The 21564-nt window shown below is 42.3% G+C and carries 17 protein-coding genes and 8 tRNA genes; 16 read left to right on the top strand and 9 right to left on the bottom strand.

What is annotated here, in order from left to right:
* Positions 1–118 precede the first annotated feature (118 nt).
* Both DXX93_RS06935 and DXX93_RS06930 read left to right on the top strand, forming a co-directional pair.
* Positions 119–1275 (top strand): IS3 family transposase gene (locus tag DXX93_RS06935; protein ID WP_116007455.1). Its coding sequence is split into 2 segments (ribosomal slippage): positions 119–362 and positions 362–1275, totalling 1158 coding nucleotides; the frame shifts between segments, so codons are not numbered across the junction.
* Between the two features lie 155 nt (positions 1276–1430).
* Entirely contained in the window at positions 1431–2639 is a 1209-nt protein-coding gene (locus DXX93_RS06930) for an IS256 family transposase (protein ID WP_116007348.1), read from the top strand.
* Positions 2640–3128: 489 nt separating this feature from the next.
* Here the strand turns inward: DXX93_RS06930 and DXX93_RS21105 are convergent, their stop codons facing one another.
* On the bottom strand, positions 3129–4433 hold the full coding sequence (locus DXX93_RS21105; RefSeq protein ID WP_116007454.1) for a methyl-accepting chemotaxis protein: 1305 nt from the start codon (positions 4431–4433) through the stop codon (positions 3129–3131).
* A gap of 529 nt (positions 4434–4962) precedes the next feature.
* On the opposite strand from DXX93_RS21105, the gene DXX93_RS20775 reads away from it, so the two are divergent.
* A complete protein-coding gene (locus tag DXX93_RS20775) occupies positions 4963–5100 on the top strand; it encodes a hypothetical protein (protein ID WP_181902164.1) in 138 nt (45 codons plus the stop codon).
* A gap of 129 nt (positions 5101–5229) precedes the next feature.
* Here DXX93_RS20775 and DXX93_RS06920 read toward each other — a convergent pair whose 3' ends face one another.
* The 3 genes from DXX93_RS06920 to speB form a co-directional block, all read right to left on the bottom strand.
* The gene (locus DXX93_RS06920) at positions 5230–6222 is read right to left on the bottom strand and encodes a nuclease-related domain-containing protein (RefSeq protein WP_116007453.1); all 993 of its coding nucleotides are present in this window, start codon (positions 6220–6222) and stop codon (positions 5230–5232) included.
* Between the two features lie 417 nt (positions 6223–6639).
* Positions 6640–8598: a biosynthetic arginine decarboxylase gene (speA, locus tag DXX93_RS06915; protein WP_116007452.1), complete on the bottom strand. Its 1959-nt coding sequence runs from the start codon at positions 8596–8598 to the stop codon at positions 6640–6642.
* Complete coding sequence (gene speB / locus DXX93_RS06910) at positions 8595–9566, bottom strand: agmatinase (RefSeq protein ID WP_258872609.1); 972 nt, start codon at positions 9564–9566, stop codon at positions 8595–8597. The genes speA and speB overlap by 4 nt, the downstream gene beginning before the upstream one ends.
* A 487-nt stretch (positions 9567–10053) precedes the next feature.
* Between speB and DXX93_RS06905 the strand changes: the two genes are divergently transcribed.
* Both DXX93_RS06905 and speE read left to right on the top strand, forming a co-directional pair.
* Entirely contained in the window at positions 10054–11016 is a 963-nt protein-coding gene (locus DXX93_RS06905) for an adenosylmethionine decarboxylase (RefSeq protein ID WP_116007451.1), read from the top strand.
* Positions 11006–11869, top strand: coding sequence for a polyamine aminopropyltransferase (speE, locus tag DXX93_RS06900; RefSeq protein ID WP_116007450.1), 864 nt, complete (start codon positions 11006–11008; stop codon positions 11867–11869). The genes DXX93_RS06905 and speE overlap by 11 nt, the downstream gene beginning before the upstream one ends.
* A gap of 116 nt (positions 11870–11985) precedes the next feature.
* Here speE and DXX93_RS06895 read toward each other — a convergent pair whose 3' ends face one another.
* The 4 genes from DXX93_RS06895 to DXX93_RS06880 form a co-directional block, all read right to left on the bottom strand.
* A complete protein-coding gene (locus DXX93_RS06895) occupies positions 11986–12264 on the bottom strand; it encodes a hypothetical protein (protein WP_116007449.1) in 279 nt (92 codons plus the stop codon).
* A 1-nt stretch (position 12265) separates the two neighbouring features.
* Complete coding sequence (locus tag DXX93_RS06890) at positions 12266–12658, bottom strand: hypothetical protein (RefSeq protein WP_116007448.1); 393 nt, start codon at positions 12656–12658, stop codon at positions 12266–12268.
* 208 nt (positions 12659–12866) lie between these two features.
* Positions 12867–14912 carry a TonB-dependent receptor plug domain-containing protein gene (locus tag DXX93_RS06885; RefSeq protein ID WP_116007447.1) on the bottom strand — a complete coding sequence of 682 codons (2046 nt, stop codon included), beginning with the start codon at positions 14910–14912 and terminating at the stop codon, positions 12867–12869.
* 167 nt (positions 14913–15079) lie between these two features.
* On the bottom strand, positions 15080–15481 hold the full coding sequence (locus DXX93_RS06880) for a hypothetical protein (protein WP_116007446.1): 402 nt from the start codon (positions 15479–15481) through the stop codon (positions 15080–15082).
* 345 nt (positions 15482–15826) lie between these two features.
* Between DXX93_RS06880 and DXX93_RS06875 the strand changes: the two genes are divergently transcribed.
* From DXX93_RS06875 to DXX93_RS06825, 11 genes are all read left to right on the top strand, one after another.
* Positions 15827–16444, top strand: coding sequence for a 50S ribosomal protein L25/general stress protein Ctc (locus DXX93_RS06875; RefSeq protein ID WP_116007445.1), 618 nt, complete (start codon positions 15827–15829; stop codon positions 16442–16444).
* A gap of 15 nt (positions 16445–16459) precedes the next feature.
* Entirely contained in the window at positions 16460–17044 is a 585-nt protein-coding gene (pth, locus tag DXX93_RS06870; RefSeq protein WP_116007444.1) for an aminoacyl-tRNA hydrolase, read from the top strand.
* Positions 17045–17117: 73 nt separating this feature from the next.
* Positions 17118–18209, top strand: coding sequence for a redox-regulated ATPase YchF (ychF, locus tag DXX93_RS06865; RefSeq protein WP_116007443.1), 1092 nt, complete (start codon positions 17118–17120; stop codon positions 18207–18209).
* Positions 18210–18761: 552 nt separating this feature from the next.
* Positions 18762–18838 (top strand) — tRNA-Met (locus tag DXX93_RS06860).
* 152 nt (positions 18839–18990) lie between these two features.
* Positions 18991–19075, top strand: a tRNA-Leu gene (locus tag DXX93_RS06855).
* A 42-nt stretch (positions 19076–19117) separates the two neighbouring features.
* A tRNA-Gln gene (locus DXX93_RS06850) sits at positions 19118–19192 on the top strand.
* 61 nt (positions 19193–19253) lie between these two features.
* A tRNA-Gln gene (locus DXX93_RS06845) sits at positions 19254–19328 on the top strand.
* 64 nt (positions 19329–19392) lie between these two features.
* Positions 19393–19477: transfer RNA gene (locus tag DXX93_RS06840), tRNA-Leu, on the top strand.
* A gap of 54 nt (positions 19478–19531) precedes the next feature.
* A tRNA-Met gene (locus tag DXX93_RS06835) sits at positions 19532–19608 on the top strand.
* Positions 19609–19769: 161 nt separating this feature from the next.
* A tRNA-Leu gene (locus tag DXX93_RS06830) sits at positions 19770–19854 on the top strand.
* 49 nt (positions 19855–19903) lie between these two features.
* Positions 19904–19978 (top strand) — tRNA-Gln (locus DXX93_RS06825).
* 366 nt (positions 19979–20344) lie between these two features.
* Here DXX93_RS06825 and DXX93_RS06820 read toward each other — a convergent pair.
* Entirely contained in the window at positions 20345–21514 is a 1170-nt protein-coding gene (locus DXX93_RS06820) for an FAD-dependent oxidoreductase (RefSeq protein WP_116007442.1), read from the bottom strand.
* Between the last annotated feature and the right edge of the window lie 50 nt (positions 21515–21564).

The following is a 21564-nucleotide window of genomic DNA, read 5'->3' as shown; positions in this document are numbered from 1 at the left end:
ATAACTACCCCCAAGAAGCTTATACAAGTGTCCTGTTTTTCTCTTTTGTTGGTGCTGAACTGGTTTAATTGAGCCGGACACTTTAATAAAGGACAATGTTCCAATATTGAGGTGTTAAATGACAAAACGAAAAAACAAAACCTATACAACCGAATTTAAACAAGAAGCTGTAGCTTTAGTGACTGAGCAAGGCTATACGGTCTCACAAGCCGCAGCCTCTTTGGGAATTACAACTAAACTCATTTATAACTGGAAAGCTAAACTTGAACAACAACAAGCTGGTAATGCGTTAAGTGAAGATGAACGAGCAGAGCTAAAACGGCTCAGAAAAGAAAATAAAGAACTCAAAATGGAGAAAGAGATCTTAAAAAAGGCAAGCGCCTTCTTTGCGAAAGAAATGAAGTAAAGTATGGGTTCGTCAAGGCCAATAGTCAGGCTCATGACGTCCGCAAGATGTGTGCTGTGATGCAAGTCAGTCGCTCTGCTTACTATGCATGGCTCAAACGGCCAGCCAAGTTAATTACGGCAGAAGAGCTTCATTTATATCGGCGAGCTAAAGCGCTGTTTAAACGCAGTCGTGAAAGCTTGGGCTATCGCGAGCTACATAAAAACTTACGCAAAGAAGGCTTTGAAATTGGTAAGCACAGAACTCGAAAGCTCATGGAAGCGTTGAACCTGAAAGTAAAGCAGCGAGTTGCCTACAAGGTAACAACGAAGCGTAAGCATGCTGATGCAGTTGCAGATAATTTGCTTAATCAGAACTTTAATCCGTTGGGGCCAAATCAGATTTGGGCTGGTGATGTGACTTATTTAAAAACAGGCGAAGGTTGGATGTATCTTGCTGTTGTGATGGATTTATATTCTCGACGCATTGTTGGTTGGCATATAGATAAACGTATGACGACTGACTTAGTGATGAAAGCCATGATTAGGGCTTATAACCTGAGAAAACCAGCTAAAGGCTTAATATTCCACTCTGACCGAGGCTCTCAATACACCAGTAAGCGTTACCGTCAGCTGCTCGAACAATTTGGTATTCGAGCGAGTATGGGTGATGTGGGAGCCTGTTGGGATAACGCAGTAGTGGAGAGGTTCTTTGGCAGTTTGAAACATGATTGGTTACTTAAAGTGGCTCAACCTACGCGTGAGCATATGAAAAATGATGTTGTCGATTATATGAAGTATTACAACTTAGAAAGACTGCATTCAGCTAATAGTGATCTGTCACCAGTAGAGTATGAAAATTCTTTTAGAAAAGTGTCCGGCTGGAGTTGACCAGAACAGTAAAAATATTAGCGCTTTAGCTAACATAAGCGAACCAACCAATATAAGAATGGTTCAAGAGCAAGGTGAAAATATTAAAGACTCTGTAACTAAATCTGTGTAACTGCCTATTATTAATACCCATATAGGGTTTAGGATAGGTAGTTATGAACAAGAAAGAACTTGAAGTCTTTGCCAAGCAAGCGGCTAAATCCATCAAAACGGAAGCAGATTTAACGAACTTTCGTAAAATGCTTACCAAGGTAACGGTTGAAGCTGCGCTTAATGCGGAGCTGGATGAACACCTTGGTTATGTTCGTCATGAGCAATCCATCAACGATAATTCACGCAATGGCTATTCGCCCAAAACTATACGAACAGAAGATGGCGAGATTGATTTAGATACACCTCGTGATAGAGATTCTAGTTTTGAGCCTCAACTGGTTAAAAAGAATCAAACCCGCTTTACGTCAATGGATGACAAGATTTTATATCTGTATTCCAAAGGCATGACGACTCGTGAAATCGTGTCCACATTCAAGGAAATGTACGATGCAGATGTTTCACCAACACTGATTTCTCGTGTGACTGATGCGGTTATCGCTCAAGTCGTCGAGTGGCAAGCCAGGCCGCTTGATGCTGTTTACCCAATCGTCTATCTCGACTGCTTGGTTGTAAAAATACGCCAAGATAAGCAAGTCATCAACAAAGCCATTTACTTAGCCTTAGGCGTGAATATCGAAGGCCATAAAGAACTTCTAGGTATGTGGATATCAGAAAACGAAGGCGCGAAGTTCTGGCTTAACGTATTAACGGAGCTTCAAAACCGTGGCGTCAAAGATATCCTTATCGCCTGTGTCGATGGCCTTAAAGGTTTCCCTGATGCAATTAATACCGTTTATCCTGACACACAAATTCAGCTTTGTATTGTTCATATGGTGCGTAATTCATTGAAGTTTGTGCCGTGGAAAGACTACAAAGCCATCACGGCTGATTTAAAGCGCATATACCAATCGGTAACTGAAGATGAAGCCTTAATGGCCTTAGAGCAGTTTGAGCAACGCTGGGACAGTAAATATCCCAATATCTCTCGCTCATGGCGAAATAACTGGCAAAACGTTAGTACCATCTTCAATTACCCTGAAGATATCAGAAAAGCTATTTACACCACCAACGCTATTGAATCGCTGAACTCAGTTATACGTAAAGCCATTAAGAAACGTAAGCTGTTCCCACATGACGATTCGGCGAAAAAGGTGGTTTACTTAGCTATTGAGCAGGCATCTAAAAAATGGACGATGCCGATAAGAAATTGGAAATCGGCCTTAAATCGATTTATGATCGAATTCGAAGACCGATTAAAAGATGTTATTTAAAACTGGCAGTTACACAAAATGTGTTACAGGGTCATATTAAACTTTTTAATTCCGTGTTTAATTTGCCTCCTCAAACTTTAAGTATAAGTGGGGTTTTACCGAGGATTCATGCCAATATTCATTCGGTACGTGCAGGTGAAGAAATCAAAGTTGAATGGATACCACAAGCTAGTTTTCAATGCTCCGTAAGCTATAGTTCGAACCCTTAACGTGAAATATCAAGCACTAAGCTCATGTTCAGCTAAACTCAGCTCTAGTTCAATAGCAAACTGACGCAAGACTATAGCAAGTCAATACGCTCGTTAAAACGACAAAAAATTAATTCGTCATAGTCTTTTCTTCCTTGTAAATTTGTATTTATTCCAAAACAAGCGTTAAACATTTATGGGTATTAACAAATTTTTAGCGTGTAAATAAAAATGCTCCACCAATTCGGGGGAGCATTTTAATTAAGCTTTGCACAATTGAGAACCTGTGCCGTCCTATAACCTAAGACAAATTATCCACCGAGCTCACAATTCCCGACATACCGGCATTAATTTCTTTAAACACGCCATCGACTTGTGCGATAAGTGCCGCGCCCGCCTCTGACTTTTCCTGTGCCAGTTGAATATCTTGACTTAACGATGTTGTCATTGACTGGTTATTTTTAACCACCTCGGCGATTTCAGCCGTTGACGCACTGGTGCGCGCGGCCAAGTTTCTGACCTCATCGGCAACGACGGCAAATCCTCGACCTAGCTCCCCAGCCCTTGCCGCTTCAATCGCAGCATTAAGTGCCAATAGATTCGTTTGATCGGCAATTGACGAGATAGTATTGACAATTTCACTAATTTGGTCGGATTGGTCGGCTAATCCTGAAATATTGCTTGCTAGGTTTTCCACATTACTGGTCATTTCGTCCATAATCGCCACGGTATCTTTCAATACATCTTTGGCGACCTCAGACACTTGCTCTGTTTCAACTACAGTTGATTGCACCGCTTCCGAAGCGTTTTTTAAGTTAGCAACGCGCGCGGTGATATCAGACGCAAATTTAACAATGCGAATCAGTTTACCCGTATTATCAAAGATAGGGTTGTAGCTTGCTTCAAGCCAAATTACATCGCCTTGTGCGGTGCGACGTTCAAACATACCTTGTACGTACTGGCCACTGTTTAGCTTTCGCCAAAACTCTTTGTACTCTGGGCTTGATGTGATCTCTTTGGAGCAAAACATCTTGTGGTGCTGGCCTTTTATTTGCTCTAACGTGTAGTGCACGGTTTGCAAAAAGTTTTCATTGGCTTCGATAATGGTGCCGTCAAGCGCAAACGATATCATCGCCGACGAGCGATCCAATGCTGACAATATCCCATTTTGCGTGTCAGACTGTTCAACAAACGCTGTAATATCGGTGGCGATTTTAACGATAGACGCGATATTGCCCAACTCATCTTTTACTGGGTTATAGCTAGCCTCTAACCAAATTTCAGCACCGCTTTTGGTATAGCGCTTAAATTTGTCGGTAAACGATTGTCCTTGCGATAATTTTTGCCAGAAAGAGTGATATTCAAGGGATTGGCTATATGCGCGATCACAAAAAATGCGGTGATGCTTGCCCATTAGCTCTGCCATGCCGTATCCCATTACGGTGAGGAAGTTATCATTGGCGTCAATAATTTTGCCATCAGGCGTAAACTCAATATACGCAGTTGCACTTTTAATACTGTCTAAAATACGTTGCGCTTTAGTGTCTTGTGGGTGTTCTAGTGGTGTTTGGGGTTCATTTTTTTTGAACTTGGCAAATGGATTCATATACTTCCTCGAAATGGCAGCCAATAATTTCTATCAGTGCGTCCTAATCCTAGTCACTTAATGCACAATTCTCGTTGTCAATTCTTACTGTGATTAGCCACGGCCTGTTTGTATTTCTTTTATATCGACCTTGTCTTTCAGCGATGGCAAACATGGATATTTTTGCCGCAGAAAAGCAGGTGGTGAGATTATGGCAAATAAGACCTTTGACCGGAATAGAAAGTTTCAAATAAACACCAATAAGTTCAAATTAGTTGGTAAAAAACATAAAACAGTTGCCATCTGAGTTCAAAACCCTGTTAAACAGCTATTCAACTATTTATCAAATAGTTGCAAATAAATAGTCCGCTACCAACTTCCTAATAGCGAAAACACTCAAGTTTCATCACTAGCCAATAAGGATTATCCTAGATAAAAGTTGCAGAATTTACGGCTAAAAGTCGCCCCCATAAGCAGCCCCCAACTCGTCGAATAATTCGCCAACAATGTCTAAATAGTGTGCCATTTAATTTTGCTAGCCAACTGACAAATGACCATTAACAGTATTGAATTTGGCACTATCGCCATTCGCGCGCATATATTTAGTGTCATCATTGGCTCTGTTTTAACGTCAGCTAAGCGATGGATTTGCTTGCCAATGGTCAAAGCAGTTTGTCAGATCAGATAGAACACGCACTTTCTACTATCAAAATTATCAATAGTCACCGATATCATCAGCCAGAACGAATATGCTCGTGATCGTTTTAGTGAAGTTGCAACGTGCATTGATGATGTAAGAAGCTCTAGCTAATCAATATTAGCAAACGGCTTCCGCACTAGTATCCATCAACAAGGCAGACGAATAACATGCTTGGCAGTTAAGCGTATAAGTCGTTTGCCTTTTAGCCACTTTAGTTTGTTTACTTGAACATTGTGGGCACGGCAATTTCATTGCGGTATTGGTGTCGCATTTATCGCAGTGAACATAATAGCCATACCGACCAGCATGAGCTTTTAGCTTCTCAGTATTGCCGCATTTTTTGCAGGCTAATATGACAGAGTTGACGGTTTGGCTTTTAGGTTCTGCAACCTTTGGCTGCTCGTTAGTTTCACTGTCGCTAATTTCGTAGGTTTGTGCCGATGTTTCAGCCACTGTGTTCAACTTAGGGACTTCCTCTGACAACAGAAAATCAGTAATTGACTTGAGTTCGTTATCACGAAAGTCAGGGCGTGTATCAAAGGTTAACGTGCTAAGTACTTTGCTGCGCAAATCCATTAACTTATTCAATTTATCAACTAAAAATTCTGACTTGACGATTTGAGCAGAAATATCTTTTGGCATTGAATCTCGTTCAATAACTGAGTTGCTAGAAACGGCACATAAACAATGCCACTGTCTAAAACGAAATGATTGTTGCTTAAACCCAAGTAACTTAGGCAGTATTTGCTCGCGATGTTCATGCAGGTAGTCAGCGAGTAACGTTTGTTGAAGTTCAACTTGCTTTACTGGCGATGGCATGCCGACCCACTTTTTACCCAAGGTGCGAGTCCACTCCCCCTGCTGATTGACTTTGACCTCACCAGAGATACTTTTAGATTCAATGAGGATTAGGCCATAGGGATAAACAATTAAATGATCAATTTGCGCCTGCTCACCATTGTGAGTAAAGCTAAAGTCATTGATAACAAAAATTTTGGGGTGATCTTTAAAGGCTCGTCTGAGATAGAACGCAACATCTTGCTCTTGTTGCTGGCCAGCCTTAGCTGTTGGGGATTGGGCGTTTATTAATTGTTTATCCTTTAAAATCATCTACAACATCCATAAAGCAGAATAAAATCAATAAGATTGTATGACAATTAAGTAAACAGCGTAAGTGGTACTAATTAATCGAAATCAATAATCTCCGCAAATATTAAATCTTTTTAATCAAAACTATCGAAACTCCCCGCTAACTATTTATTGCCTAAGTTCAGCTCAATAAACATCAAATTTGGCGATACCTGCAAAAGCCCATCAGCCCAACGCGGATTGGTATAAATGTGTTTTACTTGTTCTAATGCACAAATCATCAACAACATTTGTACGTTAAATAATTTGATGCTCGACCAGCAGATTTTTATTTAACCAGCTGGTTAAGTTTTATTTATTTAATACGATAATTGGGGTTCATGTCTTCTTTAGCTAACGAACTAGGCGTAAAAGAAGACATGAAAACTACTCGACGTGTTATTTAAGGTAGGTATAACCATCTAAACAATCTTCGTAGAAATCAATCCAGTTAACCCCTTCACGCGGCTTAATTTGGCCTCGTTGAATTTGCTTATCGATTTCTTTTTTGATCGTTTGCGCCATAATCTCAGGCGTGTACTGCATGGTGGACAGCACACCTTTCACTGACGTACCTTTAACCACTTCTTCAATGTAGAAGTCTTTTGGATCGTCATCGTAACTGACAATATGTACTTCGTTTAAACGGCCAAACAGATTGTGCATATCGCCCATCACATCTTGATAAGCGCCCGTTAAGAAAATACCGATAAAGTAATCTTCATCTTTGTTAAGTGCATGTAACGGTACATTGCTGGCAACTGGGTTGCCTGTCGCCTCATCACCAATAAACTTATCAATTTTGCCATCACTGTCGCAGGTGATATCCACTAAACTACACAGCTTAGTGGGTTTTTCCTGATGACGAGAGATCGGCACGATCGGCAATACTTGATCAATGGCCCACGAATCAGCGGCTGATTGGAACACCGAGAAGTTAGCCAAGTATTGCGATGACAGCATTTCTGGAATTTCTTTTAGCTCTTCTGGCACAAAGGCTTGCTGCTGCGCCAGCACATCAATGGTTTCCAATGTGCGCCAATACATCACTTCCACTTTCGCCATTTCTTCAAGCGAGAGCACGTCTAACTTAAACGCTTGCATTGCTTGCTCTTTTAGCTGGGCAATATCGTTAAAGGCTTCTTGATAGTTATCTTGCGTAAGACCTTTTTCAATATCACGTAAATTACTGACAATAATATGTTCGCCGGTTTCTTTACGTGTGCTGTACTGGGCGCCACGCGGGTGAATCTCACCAATCACTTTGGTCACTACACATGAATGGTGTGCCGTCATCGCTCGGCCACTTTCGCTTACTAAATGTGGGTGAGCAACACCAGCTAAGTCACAGCTTTGTTTAAAGCCATAAACAATATCGGCAATATATTCTTCTAAACCATAGTTACAGGAGGAATCATTGGTGGATTGCGAGCCGTCATAATCAATAGCTAAGCCGCCACCAACATCAACATATTCCAGTGGTACACCTTGTTTAACAAGGCGCGAGTATACCAACGACGCTTCTTGTACTGCTTCTTTAATGGCTCGAATATCCGTTAATTGACTACCAATATGAAAGTGTAGCAACTTGATGGTATCTGCCATGCCCTCTTGTTCTAGTAAGGTTACGGCATTTAAAATTTCGGCAATGCTCAGGCCAAATTTAGCGCGCTCACCACTTGAGCTTTCCCACTTACCACGGCCTTTCACCATCATTTTTACCCGCAGGCCAATAATAGGTTTAACGCCAAGCTGTTTAGAAAGCTTGATTAACATGGTCAGCTCGCTGAACTTCTCAACCACAATCACCATATTGCGATTGATTTTTAAGCCAAGTAAGGCAAGGCGCAGGTATTCTTCGTCTTTATAGCCATTAAGGATGGTCAATGAATTTTTATTGGTGTTATAAGCAAGCGCTGCAATAAGCTCTGGTTTTGAACCTGCTTCAAGGCCATAGTCAAAACGCGCACCGGCATCGACAATTTCCTCGATGACTTCACGCATTTGATTCACTTTTACAGGAAATACGCCTAAGTAGCGACCTTCGTAATCCGCTTCTTCAATGGTGCTGCGAAATGTTCGGTTTAGGCGTTCTACTTGCGAGCGTAAAATATCGTGGAAACGAATAACAGCCGGAAACTCAATGCCCTCAGCGACCATTTCATCGACAATTTCACGTAAGTTAATTTTCAAGTTTGGTTGATCATAACGCGGCGTTACTTGTAAATCACCCTGCTCGCCAATGGCAAAGTAGCCGTTGCCCCAACGGTTTACTCGGTAGATTTTTTCGGCGTCGTCAATTGACCAAGTCGCACTGGTATTCGACAATGCTTGTGTTGCTAAATCATCACGACTCATAAGTTTGCCTCCGCGCCGTTTTTACTATGAGCATTAGCGCCAGAGTTTAAACAAAGCAGTAATTCACGTACCACTTTGGCCGCGAATACATCGCTATTTCCTGTGCTGTCAATTTCAGGTGAAAGCTCAACCACATCGCAGCCAACAAAGTTTTTGCGCTGCAAAATTTTGCACAAGCTAACGAACGAATGAAAATCTTCACCGCCCGGCTCTGGCGTACCTGTGCCAGGGAAAAAGCTGGGATCAAAATAGTCTAAATCTAGCGTTAGATAAATCGGTCTATCATCTGCTATCGCTTCTACCGCCGCCAAAAAGTCTGCACGACTTTGCATAATAGTTTGGTTATCACGCATCCAATCGTATTCTTCTTTAGTACCTGAACGAATACCGTATTGAATCAGTTGGTTTTGTTCGGTGAAATGGTCGCTCACTCGGCGAATAATTGAGGCATGCGAGTAGTGATAGCCCAAATAGCCATCACGTAAATCAGCATGGGCGTCTAAGTGCAGCAACACAAGGTCAGGGTATTCTTGCAAATAACGGGTGATCGGTGCGTAAGAGATCGAATGCTCACCGCCAAGGGTTAATACTCGTACCTTGTCTTTGGCTAACGAGACATCAGCAAACACGTCATTAAAGGTGCTGTTGGCTTGCAAGTATTGCGTTTTAATATGCTCAGGATCTGTGTCTTCGGTGATATTTATATCAATAGGTAAGTTACCTAAGTCACTAAAGCAGTAGTTTTCCAAATCATCGTCTAAATAAGGCGAGTATGACTCAATGCCATCAGAAACCGTTCGTAGCGCATTTGGACCATGTTTAGTGCCTTTGCGAAAACACGCCGTGCCATCAAATTCAAAACCAATTAAATGGGTGGTATTCGCATTAATCACCAACTCAGTGGATGACCATTCAAACGGCACAGGTGCCGTAATTAGCGGGGTGTTGATCGTTTTTAAGCTAGTCACTGATTTACCCAAATATTAACTCACAAAATTTTGCGCAATTATGCAAAAATTCACGAATAAGTATAGTATTTTTTAATACGCCAACTACCCGCTAAAATAACGGCCCAATAGCGCCGTTTGATGGGCGATAAAACTGAGAGCGTGTTGGTCTTTCACGGTTGTTTTTGCAGCAGTCTGTTTGGGTTTTATGCAAGGCGGCACTTGTGCAGAGTAGTTACTCTCCATAAATAAGTGCCAACACAGTAGATAATTCAAACAGACGCTGCCCCTTTATTTTGTATTGAGGGGGTTCAACTAAACGCATCCTGCTCATTGTTACTCACTTTTTACATAGAACGACTATGCGACGAAGTGAGTGCCGCGATCAGAAAGCGTTTAGAGTGAACAAAATCCAAGCTCGAAAGACAAACACGCTCTGCTTGTAAACCACAAAATAATTTGTAAAATACCGCACCATTTTTTTGCGTGTTGCTTTAGAGGGCAAGTCGTGTTTTTTGAAGGTTCAGAAAAAAAAGCCGAAATATTAGTTAATCCCAACACATTAAACTTGTTAACTGATATTGATAATGAATTTTGGGCAGCATTAGTCAATTGCTGCCATGCGCAGATTTTATCAAGCATTGAAAACGAACATTGCAAGGCATTTTTATTGTCGGAATCCAGCTTGTTTGTTTGGCATGATCGCATGCTTATTCTTACCTGTGGTGTCACTCAGTTAATTAACTCGGTGGATTACTTTGTTAAACACCAAGGTAAAGACGCCATTACGCATCTTATTTATCAGCGTAAAAACGAATATTTTGCGCAAGCCCAGCCAAGCTGTTTTGGTGATGATATTAAGCTGCTCGCCAGTCACTTTCCGGGGAAGGCCTATCGCTTCGGTGAGATGGACAGCCATCATAACTATGTGTTTCATCTCGATAACGACTTTGTTGCCGACAAAAGCGATAAAACTTATGAGTTGCTGGCTTATCAAATTAGTGAACAAGCATCGCAGCATCTAACTCAGCCAAATTTATCGGCTGAAGAGATTCGCGCTTATTTAAAAATCGACGAGCTATTACCAGGCTTTACGATAGATGATTTCGTGTTTGAGCCATACGGTTATTCACTCAATGCCATTAAAGACCGCGAGTATTTAACCATTCATGTCACGCCGCAAGCGGATAGCAGCTATATCTCGTTTGAGTCAAACCTTAATTTAGTTGCACTCGCGCCGCAAATTTTAGCGGTATTAGCGCCAGCATCGTTTGATTTAATGAGCTTTAATGAGGCTGATTTTGCCGAGCAAATTCATGCAGCTATCCCCTCGCAATACGTGAGTAAATCGCTGGTGAGCAAAACCTTAACCAATGGCTACCTAGTTAACTTCGCCAACTTTATTTTACCGAGCGAGCAATTTTCAGCGCCAATTGAACTGGATATTTCAGGAGAAAACCATGCACTCTAATTTATGGGTAGAAGAAAAATTTGAAGACTTTTTAGGGCTAAAGTTTAAAGTCGAGAAAGTGCTATTTTCTGGCAAAAGCGAGTTCCAAACCGTTGATGTGGTAGAAACTAAAGGCCACGGTAAAATGTTACTGAATGACGGTTTGATCATGGTCACTGAGCGCGATGAATTTGCCTACCACGATATGATCACCCACGTGCCTTTGTTTGTGCACCCTAACCCGAAAAATGTGCTGGTGATTGGTGGCGGTGATGGTGGTACCGCGCGTGAAGTGATCCGCCATTCATCCGTTGAAAAATGTACCATGGTGGAAATTGACGGCATGGTGGTTGACGCCTGTAAAGCCCATATCCCACAAACTGCTAGCGCATTAGACGATCCGCGCATTGACCTAATTATTGGTGATGGCGTTAAGTTCGTACAAGAAACAAATGAAAAATTCGATGTGATTATTGTCGATAGCACAGATCCTATCGGCCCTGCCCAACCACTATTTGGTGAAGCTTTTTACCGCGATGTATTTAGCTGCTTAACTGACGATGGCATTGTCGTTTCGCAAGGGGAATCTTCATGGTACGCACTAGAAATTCAGCAATCGTTACTCAAAGTGCTCAACGCAGTATTCCCAAATAACTACCTGTATAGCTTTAGCAACCTCACCTACCCAGGCGGTTTATGGAGTTTTACTTTTGCGTCGAAGAAGTACCACCCAGTTAACGACTTTAACCCAGCACGTGTAACGGAAAGTGGTTTAGAGTTTGACTATTACAACGCAGCACTACACAGCGCAGCTTTTGCCTTGCCGAGCTTTGCACAAAAAGGGTTAGCTGGGTTGATTGATAATGACAAATAGCTAGAAAGCTTAAATTTCAGTGTCAGGTGCTTACCAAAAGTACCTGACAACATTAACCGCAAAAAAACGGCAAAAAATCTGCAATAAACAAGTCTAATGCCAATGCCCGTACGGAATCATTTCTGGATCTTCCGGCAGCTTTCGCCAGCCTTGAGGGCTATCAATATAGAGCTTTTTAAAGTTACGACGCCTTGCCCCATAGGAACCAAGTTAACAAGCACATTCAACACAGCATCCGCATGCTCTAAGCTTCTGCCTTGATTAGAAATCACGAGTTTAACGGTTGATATAATTTCTCTATATTTTTTGTTTGCTTGTTTTTTATCCCACGCTATTTTGACGCCTTCCGATACGCCTGAAAAAACGAAGTTCATTAACTTACCTAGATTTGCCATATTAAATCCTTTTAGTTTTGGTCAAGTTTGTTAACGCATATCCATGGATCATTAGGTACAAGGTTGTAATTAAAACGATAAAAAACATTTCGCGGCCTAAGTACCCACCAGCCATATATTCAAAGTAAACACCTAAATAGGCAGACATAAAAATCAAAGCAGTAACAACTTGCCCAAATTTGTACTTGAATAAATAATCAGGAAGGTTAAAAGAGTACGCGTAGGCATAAAGCCCGAACAACCAACAAGGGAGAATTACAACATTAAGGTAAGAGAGCCAGTCGGGTATTGCTGGCTGTAGTATTTCTGGCGTAGTTAAAGCTCTGTATATTTCCAATAAGGCCAAGAGTAAGTTAAACCAAAAAAACGCTTTCCATTTACTTTTCGTCGTCATAATTTTCCTTAATTACGATCAATTTGCAGAGCATATTATGCTTTGCCTTATTGAAATTAAGTCTAGACGAATCTCCATTTGAAATATAGGGCGATATTTAACCAGCCAAAGTGAATGAACAATACAAGGGCATTTATTTAAATGCCCTTTTTATTATCAATTTGTCTCGTTACTTTGTTTCACTTTACTTTATTCCCCCTTTAGAGCGTTAGCCACCAAACTGGAAACGTACACCCGCATTAACGGTAAAACCATCATTGCGTGACCAAATATCGGTTGTCCAGCGACCACTTGGTGCTTGTGCTGGCAGTAGCAATGGATCTTCTTTGGTTTGGCGCACATTCAGCAGGTTTTCCGCATTAACAAACCAACTTACCTTGCCTAGGGTAATTTGGCCCAACAAACCTAAGTGCCAATAGGCATCACTGCGCTCGCGATATGGGTTGTTTTCAAGCGCTTGCGTACCGGTGTAGTACGCTTCAAAACCGAGTAAATGGCTGCCGTGCTCTTCCCACATCACCACTAAACCCGCTGAATGCTGTGGCGTTAAGGTGATCGGTGAACGGCCTGATGCCAATAGGTTAGGTTTAGTGGCATCGGTATATAAATAGCTACCAGTAAATTTAATGTCGTGCCAGCGATAACGCAGCAGTAATTCTGCACCACTAATGCGACTCTCACCTTGTGCATTAACGATTGCGACTTGTTTGCCACTATTATCTTCAACATCAGTCTGTAAATTATTGAGAGTCGCTAGCTCAGTAACATTATCAATATGAGAAGCGAAGAAAGTAACGCTAGTTTCGAAGTCACCAAGCACATAACTCACATCTATTGACGCAGTTGACGCTTGCTCTTCTTCAAGATCAGCCAAGGGTGCTAAACGCGATAGCCCAGTTTCATCAATATCTTCAATAAATGGCGTTGGTGCGTAAAACCCTTGACCGAAAGCGCCGCGAATCGTCCAATTATCAGGGCTATAAAGCACTGAAATTCTCGGGCTAAATTGAGTACCGTATTCACTGTGCCAATCGGTTCTGGCGCTTAGTGATAGCGCAAGCTCGTCACTGGCGTCATAATCTAATTGGGTAAACAAACCCGGGACATCGTAGGTGTAGTTAAATTCAGAAAAAGTTTCTGAATCAAATTGCTCTGACTGAAACGCCGCGCCAATAAGCCATGCCGCCTGATCGCCATAACCTGAAACACTGGACTCAATTAAGTAGCTTTGATGAGAATCGTCTTCAAATACAGTGCCGTATTGATGCTCATGATCTTGATTCATTGCCGAGCCACGCACATTTACATTTAATGTTTCATTTAGCGGTGCGTCATAAATAAAGCCAAGGTCGGTGCGCACTGTATCTTGATCTTGCGCAAACGGATTTCCATCTGGCGCAGTTGCCCCCTCGCGCGTGCCACCTGTGCGCTGCTCCTTCATCGCCCCTAAGGTTAAGTAAAGGTTGGCACCATCCTCCCCTTGCCAGTAAAAACGCGGGCGCACTGTCGCGCGGTCATAACCAGCCATATCAATCCAACCATCATAGTCGAGATCTTCTTCTTTTTGATGATGAACACCAGCGGTTACCGAAGCGCTTAGCGTATCTGTTATGGGTGACGCGAAATAAGAAGTAATATCTTGCCCATCTTTTGAGGTTAAATTGACGAGTACCTCTCCCTCGACCTCGCCCTCTCTATTATGGCTAGGCGTTCGTGAAATTAAGTTGATCACACCACCTAGTGCGGAACCACCATAAAGCGACGACGCAGAGCCTTTGATAATTTCAACGTTCGCTAAATCTGTTGGGAGGATTTGTAATAAGCCGATAGACGCTGTTTGCCCGCCATATAGCGGCAAACCGTCACTGAGCAATTGTGTGTAACGTCCATATAAACCTTGCAAGCGAATATTGGCGCTACCAAGCGCTGGCGATGTGGTTTGCACACGCACTCCGCCAGTTTCAGCCACTAACATGGAAATATTGCCCGGACGCATTAGTGCTTTTTCTTGCACTTCTTCGCCATTTATCACTTCGGTTCGAGTGGCGGATTCAGTGACAATACGCCCTAAGCGGGAAGCGGTCACTTGAATACGTTCAACGCCGTTATCTGAATGTTCGTGATGGTCGTGATGATGACCAATCTCTTCTTGATGGCTGTTATGTTCATTGTGTTTGCCATGTTTTTCACTGGCGCTTGATATGGCTGGCAACATCGCGACAGCAATGGCTAGGCTAATTTTATTCAAAAGCATTTTTACCTCGTGAATGCTTAGGTATTTAACTGGGCTTAGTGTGAAGAGTTGCTCATGGCAACAAAGCACGTCTTTTAGTGATTAGTGTCTAGTGATTAGTGCACAAAGCCGCTTCTGGCTATTCATTCCCTGCTATTTGGGAAAAAGCCAAAGCTTGCGCAGAAATATTAAGTGGCGCTTATTGGCGGGCGATAAAGCGAATTAGCTATAAAATAGGTATGTGGGAACTGATAACTGTAAATAGGGGTAGCAACAAAAACAGTTGCTGGACTGCGAATAAAAGCGGTTAAATAAAGGGTTGCGGAGCACATACTGCTACTACAAATACAGGCACCGTCACTGCAATCGACATTACAACTGGGATCACAACTTCCATCACAGCAATCCTCGTGTTGTTCAGTGCCGGCTTGTTTGGTATGAGCTGCATCATCAGTTAACTTAGCAGAAGTTCCAACAGCTTGTGTTTCGCCTGCAGACTTATCGTCGGCATCAACAAACACTACCGCCTGCCCAATAAAGGCAAACAATAACAGTAAGGTGATAAAAACTCTAAATGACGGGTGGTACATAAAACTCTCTAAACAGTAGCGCTGTGTATTCTAGTACCAAGCTTTTATAAAGTGAATGGCTAGTGCAAATTTATGCCCTATTGTTTTTGTAGTTCTCGTTTCTACAATTGCCGTCTGGTACAGATATAAATTAGTGGCGCTCTGTCATAACCACACCTAAACTACACTTCGCAGCAATAATCCCTTGGCTTTTAATTGGCTAAAATGCTATGATGCCGCGCCTTTTTATTCTGGCTAAGATTTAAGCTTGGTTAACGCTAAGGTTAAGTTAGTTAAAATTAAAAGGTTTTCAGGTTGTTCTTGGTCGCAAAGAGCAACAATTTTTGACTTATTAATAGAGTATTTATCATGACTGATTTATTTACTTTGGATGCTGAAGTACGTACTGACCTAGGGAAAGGTGCGAGCCGCCGCCTACGTCACGCGAACAAAGTTCCAGCTATCCTTTACGGTGAAGGCAAAGAGCCTGTATCTTTAACACTTGCTCACAACAAAGTATTCCGTGCGCAAGAAGAAGAAGCATTCTACTCTCACGTATTAACGTTAAACGTTGACGGTGAAAAAGTTGAGTGTTTATTAAAAGACATGCAACGTCACCCGTACAAGCCGCTAGTAATGCACATGGACTTCATGCGTATTGATGCTACACACGCTGTACACACTAACGTTCCAGTTCACTTCTTAAATGAAGAAGCTGCTGCGAAGAAAGGTGGTTCTGTTGCTCACCACATCGCTGAAATCGCAATTACTTGTTTACCAGGTAACTTGCCAGAGTTCATCGAAGTTGATTGTGCAGACTTAGAAGTTGGTCAAACTCTTCACCTATCTGACGTTAAATTCCCAGAAGGCGTTACTTCTGATGAATTAGCTAAAGGTGAAAGCCACGACCAAGCTGTTGTTACATTAAACGCTCCTAAAGGCGGTAACGACGCAGCTGCTGAAGAAGAAGCAACTGAAGAGTAATCATAACGTTCGTTTATGACTATTCAATTAGTTGTGGGGCTGGGTAATCCCGGCCCCGAATACACCAAAACTCGCCATAACGCTGGCGTCTGGTTCGTTGAAGAACTTGCTCGCATCCATAACATCCCCTTAAAACCCGAAAAGAAATATGCTGGCCTTTATGGCAAAGGGCAAATTGCGGGTCAACTTGTTCATTTACTTATTCCAACCACTTTTATGAATCGCAGTGGTCAAGCCGTGGCACCGTTGGCGAATTTTTTCAAAATTCCCGTTAGCGAAATGCTTGTTGCACACGATGAAATGGACATGACACCGGGAGTTTGTAAAATAAAAATGGGTGGTGGCCATGGTGGTCATAATGGCTTACGAGACATTATTGCCAGAATGGCAAATAATAAAGATTTCTACCGTTTGCGCATTGGCATTGGTCACCCCGGCCATAAAGATCGCGTAACCGGACACGTACTTGGCAAAGCACCTGCTGCCGAGCAAACGTTAATTGATCAAGCGGTTGATGAAGCAAGCCGCTGCTTTGAAATTTGGCTAAAAGACGATTTAAAGAAAGCGCAAAATCGTTTACACAGCTTTAAAGCTGCATAGTTTTAGCATAGGCCAAAAGTACTGACACAAATTAATTTGCCGCACATCGGCGATAACGAGATAGGAAAAAATCATGGGTTTTAAATGTGGTATTGTTGGTTTGCCAAACGTAGGTAAATCTACTTTGTTCAACGCATTAACAAAAGCGGGTATTGAAGCGGCTAACTTCCCGTTCTGTACCATCGAACCTAACACGGGTGTGGTACCTGTGCCAGATCCTCGCTTAGACCAAATTGCCAAGATTGTTAACCCTGAGCGCGTTATCGCAACCACCATGGAATTTGTTGATATTGCGGGTCTTGTTGCTGGTGCCTCAAAAGGTGAAGGTTTAGGTAACAAGTTCTTAGCTAACATTCGTGAAACAGATGCGATTGGCCATGTGGTACGTTGTTTTGAAAATGAAAACATTGTTCACGTTGCCGGTAAAGTTAGCCCAAGCAGCGATATTGACGTAATCAACACAGAGCTAGCTCTTGCTGATATGGACACGGCTGAGCGTGCCCTGCAAAAACAAGCAAAGAAAGCAAAAGGTGGCGACAAAGACGCTAAATTTGAAGTACCTGTGCTAGAGAAAATCTTGACGCACGTAGAAGAAGGCGAAATGATCCGCTCACTAGAGCTAACAAAAGAAGAATTAGCGGCAGTTAAATACCTAAACTTCTTAACCGTTAAGCCAACTATGTACATTGCCAATGTTAATGACGATGGCTTTGAAAATAATCCATACCTTGATGAAGTTCGTGAAATTGCTGCGAAAGAAGGTGCCGTCGTAGTGCCTGTATGTGCAGAAATTGAAGGTGAGCTTTCAGAAATGGACGAAGAAGACCGCGAGATCTTTATGGAAGAAATGGGCTTAACTGAGCCTGGCTTAAATCGCGTGATTAACTCTGGTTACGGTTTATTAAGCTTACAAACTTACTTCACCGCTGGTGTTAAAGAAGTACGCGCTTGGACTGTGAAGCAAAATGCCACTGCCCCACAAGCGGCTGGTGTCATCCACACTGACTTTGAAAAAGGCTTTATCCGCGCTGAGGTTGTTGGTTTTGATGACTTTATCGAAAACAATGGTGAATCGGGTGCGAAAGAAGCAGGTAAATGGCGCTTAGAAGGTAAAGATTACCTAGTTAAAGATGGTGATGTAGTTCACTTTAGATTTAACGTATAGCTCTACGTCTAACTAAACGCTTAATCTAGCGTTTATCTTAATAATTGAAGAAGGAGCCTAATGGCTCCTTTTTTGTTTTCAGTTTTGGTCCACTCACTCGCTACTTGTCATGGCCTTACAGTTTTAAAAAAGCGCCTGCTTATATAGGTGCAAATCACTAGCTAAGAATAAACTGCCAGCAGACATAATTTATTGATAGTTAAAAGTGGCTAATACGGCAATTGCTCTTCTAATACTAGTTTTAGCGTTACTTAGGTAAATATACTGGAGCTTTAATTCAAACCTCTTAACCCATATCTTTTAACTGTGTTTTACTAATTTAAGAGCATGACTTAATACTACTTACTACTGTTTAGGTATTCTCCTAAAATATAAAAACAAATTACGCGTTAAATTAGTCGCATAAATACGCTTCTCGCGTAGTAATTAAACGCCTTGTTGGTAATTTGTCCAAACAAACCTAAGTAGTCATATTTTTGCAAAAAAACGGTTGACGAGCTGCGATCAGATTTGCATAATACGCGCCACTTGCTGAGAGGCAAGATTGTAAATGGCTACATAGCTCAGCTGGTTAGAGCACATCACTCATAATGATGGGGTCCCAAGTTCAAATCTCGGTGTAGCCACCATTTACAATTTAAAGTTTTAAATCATTGATTTTATTACTTTAATAAATACTCTGTTAGGGAGTAGCGGAATTGGTAGCTATGCTGGCCTTATTTAGGAATCAGCGTTCCAGTAACGCGAGAGCGGTGGCTCTTTAAACTACACAGCACTCTGTGCGGGAGTGGCGGAATTGGTAGACGCGCTGGATTTAGGTTCCAGTACCGCGAGGTGTGAGAGTTCAAGTCTCTCCTCCCGTACCATTTTAATAGCAGGCTGTATGTTATTAAAATATGAAACATCGTTGGGGTATAGCCAAGCGGTAAGGCAGCGGGTTTTGATCCCGTCATTCTCAGGTTCAAATCCTGATACCCCAGCCACTTTCGTAGCCTAGGCTAAAGTTGTGGTGAGTATAAATCATCGATGTTTTGCCCATAAGATTGGGGTATAGCCAAGCGGTAAGGCAGCGGGTTTTGATCCCGTCATTCTCAGGTTCAAATCCTGATACCCCAGCCAATCTTAGGAAACAGCGTCAGTGACGCGAGAGTGGCGGCTCTATAAAAGTGTAATATTACTAAATGCGGGAGTGGCGGAATTGGTAGACGCGCTGGATTTAGGTTCCAGTGCCGCGAGGCGTGAGAGTTCAAGTCTCTCCTCCCGTACCATTTAGTAAGAGCTTTTACTTACCTTTATTAGCTAAAGAAGTAAAAGTTGTAAATGGCTACATAGCTCAGCTGGTTAGAGCACATCACTCATAATGATGGGGTCCCAAGTTCAAATCTCGGTGTAGCCACCATTTACAACTGAGTGCTGAATGTAGCACGAGAGCGGCGGCTCTTTAAAAACGGCAAATTTTAAATGAGGGTGTGCAGATTTAGTAGATGTGCTGGCCTTATTTGGGAAACAGCGTTCCAGTAACGCGAGAGCGGCGGCTCTTTAAACTTGCGAATTTTCAATGCGGGAGTGGCGGAATTGGTAGACGCGCTGGATTTAGGTTCCAGTACCGCGAGGTGTGAGAGTTCAAGTCTCTCCTCCCGTACCATTGAAAACTAGTAGTATCATTCAGATATTACCAATCATCTCAATATGATTGGGGTATAGCCAAGCGGTAAGGCAGCGGGTTTTGATCCCGTCATTCTCAGGTTCAAATCCTGATACCCCAGCCAACTTTCTCTACGTACTTTCCAGTACTTAAATTCCAAAAACATTAATTTAAATTACTATTAAAATTTCATGCCTATAGCGGTGTTTAGTTTCTTTGAACTATCTAGATTGAGATCTACAAACAAGCTGCTATTTGTAATAGTGTTTTCATTGAATTTTACGCAAAAGAATCGCAGTGTACGCCGATTAAACCTCAGATTCCCCATTTAAGAACAATGCTTTATTAACGATTCTTAGTCATAAAGGGCAATTTGATATGACTGTACGCAGTTCGTTTGAATGGCGAGAGAAGGAATGCCGCCAAATAGTTTTTAACGGCACAGCTCTTAACGAAAAAGCTAAGAGTGGAAAAATAGGACGGCTACTCGTTACAGTCCGCAAGCGTATGCTAATACCTTGTTTTTAATAGTGGGGGGAACACGCTGCGCAGCAAATAGCCCAATGTTTCTGACCGCTTTTAAAATCGGGGAGTCATTTGAAAAAGTTGCATACAAGCCATCCATTGCTGTCATCATCAATAAATTATCTTTCCTGCGCACTTGCTCATAGTTATTCAGTACGGTTGCTGAGTGCCAACTTGTACCATTGGCGATAGCATCGGCAATCGCATTGCGAAGGGCTAGCACATCTTTAAAGCCGAGATTGACGCCCTGCCCTGCTAGCGGGTTAATTGTATGAGCTGCATCTCCCAGCAATACAACATTGCCTTGCACATACTTATTGGCATGTTGCCTAGTTAAAGGGAAATACCCTTTATCGACCACCTCAATCTCACCAAGCTTGGCAGGAAAGTGCTGTGCAATTTGCGCTGTCAGCTCATCGTTTGTTAACTGTGCTAATTGTTTAATGCGATCTTTATGTTCATACCACACCAACGAGGCATGATTACCAAGTAGTGGCAGCATGGCCAGCGGCCCTGAAGGGGTAAACTGCTGCCACGTAATATCCTGTTGTGGAAACTCTGTTTTAACATTGATCAACATTGCAGATTGCTGGTAATTCCAGCCAGTACAGCCTATTTTCGCTTGTTGTCTAACAAACGAGTTAGCGCCATCAGCGGCGACCACCAAACGCGCGATAAAACGCTCTTGTTCCGTGTCGACCGCGATACTATCGGTTTGTTGATTAATATCAGTTATCGGTTGCCCCAAAATTAATTTTATACCTTGGTGTTGCTTAGCTTGCTGCCAAAGCGAGAGTTGAATTAATCGATTCTCTACGATATGCCCAAGGTGCGGCTGATTAATCGCATCCGCATTAAACTCGGCGTAGGCAAGCTCAGACTCCCAGACGCCCAAACGGCGATATGGACAGGCGCGCCATTGATGAATTTGCTGCCACGCCCCTAAATCTTGCAACAGGTTTTCTGACGCTAAAGATATCGCTGAAACGCGCAAATCAAATGCTTGTTCGTTGGAAAAAGCTTGAGGTTGATGCTGTTCAAACATTACAACTTTAAGACCAAGTTCGGCCAAGGATAGAGCAGTAGCAGCGCCAATCATGCCACCACCAACAATTAGAACATCATGCTGTTGCATAGGTAGGAAACTAAATATCAGAAAAGGTCGCGCTTAGTGTAAAAGGATTT

It is taken from the genome of Thalassotalea euphylliae, assembly GCF_003390335.1.
GTDB lineage: Bacteria > Pseudomonadota > Gammaproteobacteria > Enterobacterales > Alteromonadaceae > Thalassotalea_F > Thalassotalea_F euphylliae_B.
The sequence above is the reverse complement of the archived record's forward strand: the minus strand, read 5'-3'. Positions and strand labels throughout refer to the sequence as shown.